Source organism: Bacillus sp. JK62 (assembly GCF_053663455.1).
This window is the reverse complement of sequence record NZ_JBSJQA010000008.1, coordinates 1-14,233: the sequence shown is the minus strand read 5'-3', so window position 1 is coordinate 14,233 and position 14,233 is coordinate 1. Positions and strand designations below refer to the sequence as shown.

12 protein-coding genes, 4 tRNA genes, 1 rRNA gene and 1 pseudogene are annotated in these 14,233 nt (G+C 45.9%); 4 read left to right on the top strand and 14 right to left on the bottom strand.

Annotated elements, in window-relative coordinates:
• Nucleotides 1–51: 51 nt before the first annotated feature.
• The 3 genes from ACWJJ4_RS17705 to ACWJJ4_RS17695 all read left to right on the top strand — a co-directional run bounded on the left by ACWJJ4_RS17705 (nucleotide 52) and on the right by ACWJJ4_RS17695 (nucleotide 2,074).
• Nucleotides 52–456, top strand: a complete 405-nt coding sequence (locus ACWJJ4_RS17705) for a CidA/LrgA family holin-like protein (RefSeq protein ID WP_003156751.1) — start codon at nucleotides 52–54, stop codon at nucleotides 454–456.
• Entirely contained in the window at nucleotides 426–1,118 is a 693-nt protein-coding gene (locus tag ACWJJ4_RS17700) for an LrgB family protein (RefSeq protein ID WP_063636933.1), read from the top strand. Before ACWJJ4_RS17705 ends, ACWJJ4_RS17700 begins: the two co-directional genes overlap by 31 nt.
• 110 nt (nucleotides 1,119–1,228) lie before the next feature.
• Entirely contained in the window at nucleotides 1,229–2,074 is an 846-nt protein-coding gene (locus ACWJJ4_RS17695; protein ID WP_014416784.1) for an aldo/keto reductase, read from the top strand.
• A gap of 52 nt (nucleotides 2,075–2,126) precedes the next feature.
• On the opposite strand, the gene ACWJJ4_RS17690 is transcribed toward ACWJJ4_RS17695, so the two are convergent.
• On the bottom strand, nucleotides 2,127–3,293 hold the full coding sequence (locus ACWJJ4_RS17690; protein ID WP_146276025.1) for a DUF4885 family protein: 1,167 nt from the start codon (nucleotides 3,291–3,293) through the stop codon (nucleotides 2,127–2,129).
• A 135-nt stretch (nucleotides 3,294–3,428) separates the two neighbouring features.
• Between ACWJJ4_RS17690 and ACWJJ4_RS17685 the strand changes: the two are divergent.
• Nucleotides 3,429–4,309, top strand: a pseudogene (locus tag ACWJJ4_RS17685) (hypothetical protein).
• 114 nt (nucleotides 4,310–4,423) lie between these two features.
• Here the strand turns inward: ACWJJ4_RS17685 and ACWJJ4_RS17680 are convergent.
• The 13 genes from ACWJJ4_RS17680 to rrf form a co-directional block, all read right to left on the bottom strand.
• Nucleotides 4,424–5,077 carry an ABC-2 transporter permease gene (locus tag ACWJJ4_RS17680; RefSeq protein WP_102421943.1) on the bottom strand — a complete coding sequence of 218 codons (654 nt, stop codon included), beginning with the start codon at nucleotides 5,075–5,077 and terminating at the stop codon, nucleotides 4,424–4,426.
• Nucleotides 5,055–5,927, bottom strand: coding sequence for an ABC transporter ATP-binding protein (locus ACWJJ4_RS17675; protein ID WP_070081292.1), 873 nt, complete (start codon nucleotides 5,925–5,927; stop codon nucleotides 5,055–5,057). The genes ACWJJ4_RS17680 and ACWJJ4_RS17675 overlap by 23 nt, the downstream gene beginning before the upstream one ends.
• 422 nt (nucleotides 5,928–6,349) lie before the next feature.
• Nucleotides 6,350–8,152 (bottom strand): glutamine--fructose-6-phosphate transaminase (isomerizing), encoded by a 1,803-nt coding sequence (gene glmS / locus ACWJJ4_RS17670; RefSeq protein ID WP_003156758.1) that lies wholly within the window; start codon nucleotides 8,150–8,152, stop codon nucleotides 6,350–6,352.
• 430 nt (nucleotides 8,153–8,582) lie between these two features.
• The gene (gene glmM / locus ACWJJ4_RS17665; RefSeq protein ID WP_003156759.1) at nucleotides 8,583–9,929 is read right to left on the bottom strand and encodes a phosphoglucosamine mutase; all 1,347 of its coding nucleotides are present in this window, start codon (nucleotides 9,927–9,929) and stop codon (nucleotides 8,583–8,585) included.
• A gap of 17 nt (nucleotides 9,930–9,946) precedes the next feature.
• Nucleotides 9,947–11,386, bottom strand: a complete 1,440-nt coding sequence (locus ACWJJ4_RS17660) for a CdaR family protein (RefSeq protein WP_003156761.1) — start codon at nucleotides 11,384–11,386, stop codon at nucleotides 9,947–9,949.
• Entirely contained in the window at nucleotides 11,379–12,200 is an 822-nt protein-coding gene (gene cdaA / locus ACWJJ4_RS17655; protein ID WP_003156763.1) for a diadenylate cyclase CdaA, read from the bottom strand. The genes ACWJJ4_RS17660 and cdaA overlap by 8 nt, the downstream gene beginning before the upstream one ends.
• A gap of 166 nt (nucleotides 12,201–12,366) precedes the next feature.
• Nucleotides 12,367–12,993, bottom strand: a complete 627-nt coding sequence (gene rsiW, locus ACWJJ4_RS17650) for an anti-sigma-W factor RsiW (protein WP_003156765.1) — start codon at nucleotides 12,991–12,993, stop codon at nucleotides 12,367–12,369.
• 13 nt (nucleotides 12,994–13,006) lie between these two features.
• On the bottom strand, nucleotides 13,007–13,570 hold the full coding sequence (sigW, locus tag ACWJJ4_RS17645; RefSeq protein WP_003156766.1) for an RNA polymerase sigma factor SigW: 564 nt from the start codon (nucleotides 13,568–13,570) through the stop codon (nucleotides 13,007–13,009).
• A gap of 229 nt (nucleotides 13,571–13,799) precedes the next feature.
• A tRNA-Gln gene (locus ACWJJ4_RS17640) sits at nucleotides 13,800–13,871 on the bottom strand.
• Nucleotides 13,872–13,875: 4 nt separating this feature from the next.
• Nucleotides 13,876–13,960: transfer RNA gene (locus tag ACWJJ4_RS17635), tRNA-Tyr, on the bottom strand.
• A 19-nt stretch (nucleotides 13,961–13,979) separates the two neighbouring features.
• A tRNA-Thr gene (locus tag ACWJJ4_RS17630) sits at nucleotides 13,980–14,052 on the bottom strand.
• Between the two features lie 5 nt (nucleotides 14,053–14,057).
• Nucleotides 14,058–14,133, bottom strand: a tRNA-Val gene (locus ACWJJ4_RS17625).
• Nucleotides 14,134–14,156: 23 nt separating this feature from the next.
• Nucleotides 14,157–14,233 (bottom strand): 5S ribosomal RNA (gene rrf / locus ACWJJ4_RS17620); the annotation flags it as partial.

Genomic DNA, 14,233 nt, shown 5'->3' with positions numbered 1-14,233 from the left:
AGAAACATCAAGAAAGGGGGAAGCTGCTCTTCTCCAAAGAACAGCATTGTCGTGAAAGTCATACGCATCATCTTGCAAATCATTATTTTATTCGCATTTTCCTTTATCGGGGGAGCCGTTCAGCAGTTCTTTCACCTGCCCATTCCCGGAAGCATCATCGGTTTGATCCTGCTGATCATATGTTTATCGGTTAAGATCATTCCCGTCAAAATGATTGAAGACGGAGCCGGATTTTTGCTGTCTTTTCTTCCGCTCTTATTCATTCCGGCCATGACGGGCGTCATCAATTACCCGTCACTGTTTTCCGCCAGCGGGGCTGCTCTGTTTCTGATCATCGTGCTGAGCACCATCGTCACAATGATCGCCGCAGGATACGCGAGCCAGCTGTTAGAGCACAAAGCCAATCAGAGAAAGGAGAAAAAGAAGTGCAGCAAGCATGTATCGCAATCGTTATAATTTTGTTCACGGCCGCCGCCTATCTGGCTATGGTGAGATTATATGTGCGCTTTCCATATCCCTTTCTCATACCGGTTTTGACGACTACGATTTTCATTATCGCCGTGCTGCTTGTTTTTCATATTCCGTATAAAGACTATATGATCGGCGGACAATGGATCAATTCACTGCTCGGACCCGCCGTGGTGGCTTTGGCATACCCGCTTTATAAGCAGCGCCGGGTGTTAATCAAGTATATGTTTCCGATCATCGGCGGCGTGTTGGCCGGTTTATTCTCCGGAATGGTCAGCGGCCTGCTATTTGCAGAGCTGTTCGGCATCAGCCGGAGTTTGATTTTGTCAATTATCCCAAAATCAATTACGACTCCTGTCGCCATACAGATTGCGTCCGGTATCGGCGGTGTCCCTTCCATGACAGTCGTGTTCGTCATGATCGCAGGGTTTTCCGGCGTTATCTTAGGACCGCTGCTTCTCAAGTGGATCCGCATCCGCAGCTCACTCGGGAAAGGAATTGCATTCGGGAGCGCTTCCCATGCGCTCGGCACCTCAAAAGCAATGGAGTACGGAGAATTAACGGTCTCCATGAGTTCTGTTTCCATGACGCTCTGCGCCGTGTTAGGGTCGGTCTTCGGCCCCGTTGTAGCATGGATGTTTCAAATTTAAAGCCGGCGGTTCTCCGTCAGCTTTTTTCATGTGCGGATCATCTCATTTCCTTCCATTATTATGTTTCATTTGTAAGAATAATGGTAAAGTAGAAAACAAGGAGGGATTTAATGATGACTGGAGCAATTCCGCAAAAGAAACTGCTGGATGGGACAAGCATTCCCGCGATCGGCTTCGGTACATACGCTCTTAATGGAAACAATGGCGTTCATGCCATTACCAGCGCCATTGATATCGGCTACCGTCTGATTGATACCGCTTATAACTATGAAAATGAAGGGACGGTCGGAGAAGCCATCCGCAGAAGCTCTGTTCCGAGAGAACAGCTATACGTGACGTCCAAGCTGCCCGGGCGCTACCATGACTATGACAAAGCTGTACAAACCATCCAAGAATCTTTATACCGCGCCGGTCTGGACTACTATGACCTGTATCTCGTCCATTGGCCGAATCCGAAACAAGACCGCTACACGGAAGCATGGCAGGCACTGATTGATGCGAAAAAATGGGGCCTGATCCGCTCCATCGGCGTCTGTAATTTCCTGCCTGAGCATATCGAACGGCTCGAACGTGAAACCGGCGTAAAGCCAGGCATCAACCAAATTGAACTGCATCCCGCTTTTAATCAGCAGCAGCAGCGCCAATGGCACGAAGAACAGGGCATCGTGACAGAATCATGGAGCCCGTTATCCCGCGCCGGCGAAGTATTAAACGATCAAAAACTCGGACAGATTGCGGACAAATACGGCAAAACCATTTCTCAAGTCATTTTGCGCTGGCATATCCAGCTGGGCGCCATCCCGATTCCAAAATCAGCATCGCCCGAGCGCCAGCTTGAAAACATCTCTGTTTTTGATTTCTCCCTTGATGAAAACGACATGAACATCATCGACTCGCTTACCCGCCCCGACGGACGCATAAACGGCCAAGACCCGGCGGAGTATGAGGAGTTTTAAGAAAACACATAAAGAAAAGCTGACGGCATCATTCGTCAGCTTTTTTCTCATTTTATATACGCACACCCAGCTCCCGTTTCCATTCAGAAAGCCAATCTGTATCCCCAGATCCGTATTGCCTGCTTTGACCGGCATCACGCAGAGATCCGTTTTTATACTCAATGGACAGCACCAAATCAGGAATGGCGTCATAACCCGTTCTCGCAAGCTTCGTGAGCGCCTGTCCGTAATGGGCGGCCGCTTCTGCCGCCGTATGTTTCAGCAAAGGATCGTGCTGCAGCGCTTCCTTATAGACGTCTAAAAGGTCACGGCCGTCTTCTGTGACGTACTTTCCGTCCACGATCTGCAAGTCTTTCAGATGATAGCCGGTCACCTCATACATTTCCCGAACGACTTGATATTTCTCATATGTTTCCGGCGTAAACTGCGAGGAGTCATCACTCCGGCTGCGAATGATGTGCGCAAACAGCTCTTTGCTGTTTTCCCCGGAGTTTAAGACGGCTTCAATCTGCTGAGTGAGCTCTTTATCGTCAATCCCGCTCACTTTTAACAGATAATCAATCGGTGATATCGTAAATGTAAGATTCGCACCCTCCGGAATCTGAATATGATTCCGATGAAAAAGCACACCGATTTGCTGATTGACCTGCCCTCTCTGAAACATCTTTTCATTTTCTCCTTGAATCTCTCCGTTGAGCGTTTCACCCCGAAACGCCGCATCACGGAAATCATAGCTCTGGGCTTTCCCCTTAAACAGCCATTCCGTTTCATTATGATAAGCAGCCTGACGCTCCGATTCTGATAAATCACTTCTGAAATAAGGTGAATCGGCACGCTGGTATTTGTCCTTAATATAATGCAAAGGATCTGGTTTTCGTTTATTGATTTCATTGATACGGCTGTATTTCTCATCAAGAATCTTGCTCGCAATATCACTCTCAGACTCATACCGATTATTAGCGTCTATTACCGTCTCATTCCCATTATCCGTAATCGTTTTCTGATTTGCGGATTGATATAAACGGGACAGACTGCTCCCTTTCTCAGTGACACCGCTCCTTGAATAATTCACCTGGCTGAGATCGCGGGTGCCGCTTGCCTGAATCAATAAGCTGTCCGGCCCTTTTGCCGCATCTTTCACATTTGTTTTGGAAGAATACCGCTGAAGCGCTTGCTGAGCCATTATTTGATTTTTTATATAACGAGCGTTTAGGCGCATGTTTTTAACCTCCGCTTGAGATAATGTTCTAGTGTTTGTATCGGCTGTTTTCCAGTTGATTTTAACCTAAAATAACAAATGTTTACATTATGGGGGTTTTTTATGTATGATGTAGTCAAAAAGGGGGATTTTTCCATGAAAAAGTATATATCTATACTATTTGTCAGTGCAATCGTATTATCAGGCGTATTGTTTGCACCTTCAGCCTCTGCCTCTGCGTCTCAAAAGAACTCATCACAAATAAGCGCTATTACAGGAAATCACTCATTTGAAACTGCCAATCCGGTAGGCTACTGGAAATATAAAAATATTGATACAGCCATATTGCCGGAAGGGGAAAAAGAATCGTACTTCACTTTCACGGCAAATAAGGGAGAAAGACTCTATGTCAGGAGCTCAACAAGAAGTGAATACAAGGGAATGAGCATTGAAATTTATAATAAAAATAAAGTGCTGGTCAGTAAAGGCACAGAAGTGATAAACCCTGATACGCCGCTTCCTTTTATCTATGCCATTACAGATGCGAAAGAGAATAACGAGATGTTCTACGTGAAAATGTCCCGCGGCTCATACACTGATGATATATACTTTACACTCTCCATTTACGATCGAATCAAAGCTGGAAGCGAGACCTTCGCATTCAGCGGCGCAGCTGAAAATAAAGGAAATACAAGCCTCAGTCCGAACGGATCAGATTCAACCGTTCTCAGGCTCGACTTAACCAAACAGACAAGCATTCCAAAAGACGCCATAGTGAAAAGAATCGGCACCGCCGCGACTCAAATACCAAGTCAAGGAAACACAAGACACTGCATAATGTCAGAAGAAAATAAAGTGTGGCACCGCGCACTCGCAAACAGCTCCACTCAAGGAAATTACGATATCACACTGGAAGATAACCTCTCAGTCTCAAGCATCTGGAATTTTAAATACAACACACTCGCAACAGCAAAATCGGCTATGAAAAATGTGAAATTGAAGATGATTATGAGTACGATATGACAACGCAGTTTTAATTAGAAGAACTGCCGCCCATTGTGCGGGCGGCTGTCTCCTTGGAGTTAAAGTGAATTTATGAGCCCGTGCCATGCCTTATCCTGTTGTCACAGCATAAAACATTAAACACGCTGCTAAAATTCTTTTTTATGATATATAGCTGCGGCGATGAAAAATGAAATGATATATAAGATAACGCCGATCATGAGATATATAATCGGGACATATAAAGAAGGATTTATGTGCAAAAATGACAGCGGTACTTGTTCTGCTACATACCCAACGACACTTTGCAATCCAAAGGTAGCAAAAAGTCCCCCCATTGCCCCTCCAATCACGATAGCATCGGATTTTTCCGGGCCTATCATGTAGAGAAGAGGATAAACGATTGCACCGGCAAAGAGAACGATGAACGTTCCAAAAGAGACAATATTAAATATGCCGTCAATTGGTTCATCAGAACCCAGGCTGTATACAACGAAAATACCATAAGATATTACAGCTCCGATCACAACAACCAAAAGATAAAAGAAATAGTGACTTTGAACAATATTTGTTCTGCTGACGGGTAAAGTCAGGACATACCTGTCATAGCCAGACTTGCTCTCATACTTTATAACCTCAAGTGCGGGCATAACGACAAACAAAATAATCAGCATAGCAACAAAACGATGCATTGAAGCATCCCCAAAATAAAAAATGACTGCTGATACCAATATGGCCAACCCCGTGTATGCAAAGAAACTTCGATAAACCAAGTAATAGTTAGTCAGTAACAGACCTCTCAATGTTTTCACTCCTCGTTAAAAAGACGCTGATTTCTTCTATGGAAATGGTGTTGGCCGTTACGCCATTCGGCAATTTCTGTTGATCCGATACAAGCACACTCCAATAAGATCCATGATTCCTTTTTGCTAGAACGATATCTTCGTCAATCTCAGCCAATTGACCTTCATCAACGTCTATAACGGTATAGCTTTCAAGAACCTTATCTTTCTCTTCATTTAATAAAATTTTGCCATCTTTCATCATAATGATATGGCTGGCTATCTTCTCGACATCAGTCATAATGTGCGATGAAAGTAAAATACCGCCGTTGCTTTTACTCACAAAGCTTTTTAATTCATTTAACAGATCATCTCTTGAAGAAGGATCAAGCCCTCCCGTTGCTTCATCCAGAAGTAATAATTTTGCATTATGCGACAAAGCAACAGCTACGGATAACTTCATTGACATGCCGCGCGAGAATGTATTCACTTTTTTGTCCATAGGTAAAGAGAAAGAATGAACCAACCGGTAAAAATGATCTTGGTCCCAAGCGTCGAATAGTTTCTTAAATACATGATTCAGCTGCTTTATCGTAAGGTGCGCGGGCAGATTCATCGCATCAAATACGACCCCAATATCTTCTTTGAACTTTATATGTTTATCCAGATTCTCTTTACCAAAGATTTTCACTTTACCTCTATCCTGATAGATTAATCCTAATATCGTTTTAAATGTTGTTGACTTGCCTGCGCCGTTATCACCGATAAAACCGACAATTGATCCGGCAGGCACATTGAATGTAACATCCTTTAAAACAGCTTTATGACCAAAAGATTTGCTGATGTTTCTGATTTCTAAAAGATTTGACATCATTCCACTCCTATCATTGTTGTCAGGACTTTTTTAAGAATTGAACCGGAGTATTGCAAAATGTTGTTATTTTCATATCTAGTCTAGGTATTCATAATGGATCAGGAGCCGACAAATACAAAAGGGATTTTAAAGTCTTTTTTAATCATAATTTGGAAGTGTAATCGATTGATTACATTTATATAATGGATATTCATGATGAAAATTACTGGAGGTGATTACTTTTCGATGAGACATACACAAAAATGATTTACTAATGATTACATTTATGGATGTTAACCGGAATGCATCTCGTATTATAAAGCAGGTGTTATTCCTTTTCAATATATAAAAGGGGATTTCTTTACAATCGCAAAGAGTATGTATTTCTCATTTCCGCATTAAAAAACCCCTCTGGCTAATAACCAAAGGGGTTAAATATATTATTCCACCGTAACACTCTTCGCAAGGTTGCGCGGTTTATCAACGTCACAGCCGCGGTGCAGCGCAGCGTAGTAAGCGATCAGCTGCAATGGCACAACAGATACCAGCGGAGCAAGCGCAGGGTTGACTTCCGGCAGGATGAATCTGTCGTCTGCGTCTTCTAAGCCTTTCAGCGAGATGATGCAAGTGTTGGCGCCGCGGGCTGCGACTTCCTTCACGTTTCCGCGGATGCTCAGGTTGACGTGTTCTTGTGTCGCAAGCGCAAAGACCGGTGTTCCTTCTTCAATCAGAGCGATTGTTCCATGCTTCAGCTCGCCGCCGGCGAAGCCTTCCGCCTGGATGTAAGAAATCTCTTTCAGCTTCAGGGCGCCTTCGACACACACGAAGTAGTCAAGGCCGCGGCCGATGAAGAAAGCGTTTCTTGAAACAGTCAGGTACTCACGCGCGATCATTTCCATTTCGTCCTTCTGGTCGCAGAGGGCTTCCATGGCGTTTGCCGCAATACCTAATTCTTTGACCAAATCAAAACCGATATCAACGCCGTTGCGTTCTGCTGCAACGGACGCAAGGATCGCGAGGACGGCAATCTGAGCCGTATACGCTTTTGTTGATGCCACGGCGATCTCAGGGCCTGCGTGCAGAAGCAATGTGTAATCCGCTTCACGGGAAAGCGTTGATCCCGGAACGTTTGTAATCGTCAGCGCTTTGTGACCCAGCGCTTTGACTTGAACAAGCACGGCGCGGCTGTCCGCTGTTTCTCCGCTTTGAGAAAGGAAGATAAAGAGCGGCTTCTTAGACAGAAGCGGCATGTTGTAAGAGAATTCACTCGCTACATGCACTTCAACCGGTACGTTTGCCCACATTTCAATATATTGTTTCCCGACAAGACCGGCGTGATAGCTCGTTCCGCAAGCCACGATATAAATGCGGTCCGCTTCCGCCACGGCGTCAGCGACATCGCCCGCCACGGCCAGTCTGCCGTTTTCGTCCTGATACGTTTGGATGATTTTGCGCATAACAAGCGGCTGCTCATCCGTTTCTTTTAACATGTAGTGAGGGTATGTGCCTTTTTCGATATCACTGGCGTCAAGCTCAGCGATATAAGACGCACGTGTCATGACTTCACCGTCAAGATTTTTAATCACGGCTTCGTCTTTTGTCACGATCACCATTTCTTTGTCCAAAAGCTCAACGTATTCATTCGTTACTTGAAGCATAGCCATCGCGTCAGATGCCACGACGTTAAACGTATCTCCAAGGCCGATTAACAGAGGGCTTTTGTTTTTTGCAACGTAAATGGTGTCTGTGTTTTCACCGTCAAATAATGCAATTGCGTAAGAGCCTTTTAACAGAGTCAGTGTTTTGCGGAACGCTTCTTCTGTGCTGAGTCCTCCCGCCACAAATTGCTCGATCATTTGAACGACTACTTCAGTGTCCGTGTCGCTTTTCAGTTCAACGTTTTCAAGATACTCGCGCTTCAGCTGAACATAGTTCTCGATCACACCGTTATGAACAAGTGTAAAGCGGCCGAGTGCGCTTTGATGCGGGTGAGCGTTCAGGAAGCTTGGTTCGCCGTGAGTCGCCCAGCGTGTATGGCCGATTCCCGCTTGAGATTCAACCGTGTGATCCACCACTTCACGAAGGTCGGCGATGCGGCCTTTTTCTTTGTACACATGCACGCCCTGCTCATTCGCCACAGCGATACCGGCAGAGTCATAGCCGCGGTACTCAAGCTTCTCTAATCCTTTTAACAAAATCTCTTTCGCATCAAGCTGACCGATGTAACCTACAATTCCACACATATTTTCTTCCTCCTAAAGGTGTAAAAGGAGACGAAGAAAGTCAAATTACAAGGGGACTTTCAATCGTCCCCTCCCACATGTTTTTTTGGAAGATCATGTGATTTCCCTTTGTTCGGAGAGTCGCCCCTCCGGTTTGAAGAAATCCTTACGGCTGTGATCTAAATGAATCAGCCGGGAGGCATCCGCCGAAAATTCGATAACCTCCATCCTCGTCAACTAAGCCGTTTTTCGGGCGCTTAGTTCGGGCGCTGTAATTATAAAAGATGCAAACAATCCCGCCTTTCCTGCAAGTGAAAAACAAAGGCTGAACAAGCTTGATTTTACAGCATGTGCCAAGGACGGTCAATTATTTTTTGCCGCCCCGGCATCATGTTACTATCATTTTATGCTGATCGCACTTGTCTTGTTCGCTCTCTGCTTATAAACTTCGCTACTCCGCTCCCATTTCTGTCCGCACGACATCCACGATTTTTGTGACATATTCGTCACAAAGCTCTTTTGTTCTCGCTTCCGCCATCACGCGTACGAGCGGTTCGGTGCCTGACGGGCGCACTAAAATCCGGCCGTCTCCGTTCATTTCTTTTTCCACTTCAGAAATCACGGCCTTCACCTTAGCGTTTTCTTCTACCTTATATTTATCCGTCACTTTCACGTTCACTAAGAGCTGCGGGAATTTTTTCATTTCATCCGCAAGTTCTGAAAGGGTTTTGCCGGACGCCTTCAGCGTATTCACAAGCATGATCGCGGACAAAAGACCGTCGCCGGTAGTGTTGTAATCAAGGAAAATAAGGTGCCCTGACTGCTCTCCGCCGACATTATAGCCGTCTTTTTTCATCGCTTCTACGACATAGCGGTCGCCGACTGCCGTTTGAACGCTTTTGATTTCTTCTTTTTCAAGCGCTTTGTAGAAACCGAGGTTGCTCATCACGGTCGATACGACGGTATCATCCTTCAGACGGCCTTCTGATTTCAAATACTTCGCGCATATGTACATGATCTGATCGCCGTCGACGATGTTTCCTTTTTCATCAACGGCAATGAGGCGGTCGCCGTCTCCGTCAAACGCAAGGCCGATATCGGCGTTTTTTTCTTTGACGAAAGCACTCAGCGCTTCCGGGTGTGTAGAACCGACGCCATCATTAATGTTTAATCCGTTCGGAGACGTCCCCATTGTAGATACGTCAGCATCGAGATCGGCAAAAAGGTGCGTCGCAATGGAAGATGTCGCACCATGGGCGCAGTCAAGCGCTACATGAATGCCCGTAAAATCTTCGTCCGCCGTCTGCTTTAAAAATTGCAGATACTTTTGAACGCCTTCAAAATAATCGTTCACAAGCCCGAGGTCCGCGCCTGTCGGTCTCGGCAGCTTATCTTCCGGTTCCTCCATGAGACGTTCAATCTCGGCCTCCTGCTCATCAGAAAGCTTAAAGCCGTCCCCTCCGAAAAATTTAATTCCGTTATCCTGTACGGGGTTGTGAGAAGCGGAGATCATGACGCCCGCCTCAGCATCCATGGCTTTCGTTAAATAGGATACCCCCGGCGTAGAAATAACGCCGAGGCGCATCACTTCAGCTCCGATCGATAAAAGTCCGGCGACAAGGGCTCCCTCCAGCATATGTCCGGAGATACGTGTATCACGGCCGATCAGCACTTTCGGGCGCTGCTTATCTTTGGTCAGGACATAACCGCCAAAACGCCCCACTTTAAAGGCCAGCTCTGGCGTAAGCTCGCTGTTGGCAACACCTCTTACACCATCTGTTCCAAAATACTTGCCCATTTTGTATCGCTCCTTTTTCATTCTGTTGAAGAAGAATCAGCGCTTGATCCGTCTTCATCCTGGTCTTGATTTTGATCCTGGTTTTGACTTTTATTCTGATCGCTGTCAGTGTCGTCTTCCCGGTTCTTGCTCTTGTCTTTGTCTGCGTCTCCGCTTGTGCCGTTCTTATTGCCGGAATCAGCGGAGCCGCCGTCATTTTTATTTGAACTTGTGTTTTTCTTAGAAGTCAGCTTGATCTTAACCGTGTCTTTTGACAGGGACCATGTGACGTTTTGCGGGCCGTTTACTTCAAGCTTTACAGAGTGCTCTCCGTCATCCAAGTCCGAGACATTGGCATACAATTCAATGTCCGACTTTTTCAGCGCCTTAATGTTGGCGGGAGAGCCTTTGGCCGTAATATTTATCGCCTGCGATTCAGGGTCGAGAAACTCAATCTGCTGTGAGCCTCCCAGTCCGACCGTCTTGATTGCGACATTGTCAAAATCCTTTTTGTCTTCACTGTCCACTTTAACATGAAGCGTGATTTTTTCCGGTGATACCTTAGTGACGCCCTTAGGAAGCGGGATATCGGCATTGATATCGGTATCTTTATCAATTTTGCCTAAATCAAGAGATACGCCGTCAATAAATTCCAGTGAATCCAGCACATCCTGCGGGCCGTAAACCGTCACCTCACTCGGATTCGAGTCAATACTCGCAACACTCACCCCGTCCGGAAGACTTCCCTTCCTTTCGATTTTGAAAGGAAGCTTTTTGCTCGGACTGGCTACGGGAACCGTCACTTTAATGACTGACGGTTCAACATCAACAGGAAGTGCGTTGCCGTCTTTGTCATAGACGGTCACCTTCACTTCCTTTTCAATGGTCTCATTTGCATTTTCAAGGTTCACGGATGCTTTGACAAGTGAAATGTTATCAATCACATTTTTCGAACCTGTAATCTGCACGTTTTTCGGGCTGATAATCGGCTGCTGAGGGGTATATCCCTTTTTCATTTTGCTTTTATTGTAGTATTCAACTTCCACGGGAAAACTCTCAGCCGTTTTTTCCTGAATCGTAACCGTCGTGACTGACGGGTTAATGGAGATCGTCAGTCCGTCCGATACGTTTTTCGCCTTCAATTCGACCTTATGAGTCCCGGTCTTCAGCTTATTCATATCGGCGTATATCTCAAAATTCTTCGTCTGTCTCGCCTTTTTCACCGCGCTTGTCGAGCCTTTAATCGTGACATTTACCGTCTGGGGCACGCCGGTGACGACATAGTTCGCTTCATCGTAGTATGCTTTTACAGGAATATCAGTAAGCGTAGCCTCGTCAGTCGTTGATGTCGGAAAAAAGGATTCCCCCGGCTTTTTCGGAGTCGGCGCCTGGTTGTTGTTAACCGCAACGTAAAGCAGCAGCGCCAAGAGCAATGCAATGATCTTTACAGCCCAGCGGTTGTTTAAGAATTTATCCATTTTTCTTGCCCCTCCAGTACCAGCGGTTAGAAGAAGTGTCTCTGGCGTTCTTCTTAAACTCGGCTTCAAGCATTTCTTTCAGTGCTTCTTCCGTCAATTCTCTGTGAAGGTCTCCGTTTTTGGCCACACTGATGGCGCCCGTCTCTTCAGATACAATAATGGTTAAGCTGTCCGTCACTTCACTGATGCCGACAGCCGCTCTGTGACGCGTCCCCAGCTCCTTTGAAATAAACGGGCTTTCAGAAAGCGGCAGATAACAGGCAGCCGCAGCAATCTCGTTATTTTTCATAATGACCGCTCCATCATGCAGCGGTGTATTGGGGATGAAGATATTAATCAAAAGCTCCGAGCTGACCTGCGCATTAAGCGGGATGCCCGTCTCAATATAATCGCCCATTCCCGTATCGCGCTCAATGGCGATGAGTGCGCCGATGCGGCGTTTCGCCATGTAGCTGATCGATTTTGTAATCGCTTCAATTGTCTTATGCTGCGCTTCCTCCACAGGGGTTCCGCTCCTGGAAAAGAACCGGCCCCGTCCGAGCTGTTCAAGCGCCCGTCTCAGCTCAGGCTGGAATATAATGATGATCGCTAAAAATCCCCATGTTATCGCTTGGTCCATCAGCCACTGAAGCGTGCTGAGTCCCAAATATGAACTGGCCATCCGGACCAATACGATGACGACGATTCCTTTTAAAAGCTGAACCGCCTTCGTCCCGCGTATGACCATGATTAATTTATATATCACATACCAAACAAGGAGAATATCAACGGCATTGCCGAGGTATTGCAAAAATGGGATGTCCTCAAAAGCCATTTCCTCGTCCTCCAAGAATTCAGTCATTTCGTTTTTTCCGTTATGAATTGTGCTGCATGAGCAATATGTACATCATATAGCGTGCTCATTATACCACATTTTGATTTCTCAAGTGAAATGAGCCGGCGCGGCGTTGCACAAAAAAAGAGTAAAGCGATTATACGCTTTACTCATCTTCATTCGGGTCCAAAGCGCTTACGACGCCCTGTCCCGCCGATTTCAGTTCGTACCAGACCCAGTCAAACAATTGGTTAATCTCTTCAATCTGCCCGGTGACTTGTCCGGCTGAGGCCATGTATTTTTCTCCGTTGACGACGGTCACATTGCCGTCGACTTTTCCTTCAATGAACAGCTTGCCGTTTTTTACTGTGACATCGCCCTTTACGGTCTCGCCTTCAGGGACGGTGACCGTGTGATTCTGCACGACAAGGTTCGGCTGTTTGGACACACTGAAATTGTGGTCATTATGCCAGCTGTTGAAAAAACCGCCGCCCATTAAAATCACAAAAACCGCTGCGGCTGCAATCATCGGATGAGTTTTGATCCATCGTTTTACAGAAGCGCGTTTTTTCTCTTTTGGAAGATTCGCCATAACTTTGGCAGTAAAATCAGCAGGGGCCGTGACATGCGATGTGCTTCGGACGAGTGCTACGGATTTCTCCATTTCATGAAAATGCCGTTTGCAATTCCCGCATGACTGCAAATGTTGTTTTAATACGTTTTCATCTTCAGGAAGGATATCTCCATCAAGATGCTTATGCATAAGCTGCACAATCTGTTCAGGACAGCTCATTTCATCACCCCACTTAAAGATCCCTCAATTGTTTTCTAAGAGCCTCTCTGCCTCTGTGTATCCTTGTCTTGACGGTGCCGACAGGGATATTCAGAATCTCCCCGATTTCAATTAAAGAGAGTTCGTCAATATACTTTAATACAATAACCGTTCTGTACTTGTCAGGCAGCTTTAAAATCTTTTTCTGAATTGTGTCCGACAGCTCCAATGACAATACGGCGTCTTCAGGGAGAACCCCGTCCGCGGCGATCTGCGAATACATCGTCAGCCCTTCTGCTCCCGCTACTTCTGCGTCCAGATAGTAATCAGGCTTTTTCTTGCGGATGCGGTCAATGGTCAGGTTGGTCGCAATTCTGTAAAGCCACGTTGAAAACTTTCTGTTGATATCGAAACTGTCGATATTGACATACGCTCTGATAAAAGCTTCCTGCGCAATATCTTCCGCTTCGTGAACATTGCCGAGCATGCGGTAGCAAAGCTGGTAAATCTTATCTTTATAAAGGTCAACGATTTCTGCAAACGCATTTTGATCGCCTTTTTTGACTTGCTTGATTCTTTTTTTAATCAGGTTTTCCATGTTTTATCTTACCTCTGCCCTTCACCGGTCTGTATCTATACGTTGATTGTTTTAAAAGGTTTCATTTTTTTATTACATTTATTTTACCAAATTTCAGGCAGGGTGTAGATGGAAAATACAGAATATACTGCCTTAACAGCAGCTTAAAAATAGTATATCTGATGAACAATCAAAAATCGAAACAAAATGCCGATAAAAAAAGACACCTTTATGCAAAAGGTGTCTGAGACTGGGCTAGCTGGATTCGAACCAACGCATGACGGAGTCAAAGTCCGTTGCCTTACCGCTTGGCTATAGCCCAAAAATGGTGGAGGGGGGCAGATTCGAACTGCCGAACCCTGAGGGAGCGGATTTACAGTCCGCCGCGTTTAGCCACTTCGCTACCCCTCCGTATTTTTTTGGAAAACAGTGCCGGCCAGAGGACTTGAACCCCCAACCTACTGATTACAAGTCAGTTGCTCTACCAATTGAGCTAGGCCGGCAAATATGGTGGAGGATGACGGGCTCGAACCGCCGACCCTCTGCTTGTAAGGCAGATGCTCTCCCAGCTGAGCTAATCCTCCATATATTACACTTACGTGTAATGGCTTGGCGGCGTCCTACTCTCACAGGGGGAAACCCCCGACTACCATCGGCGCTGAAGAGCTTAACTTCCGTGTTCGG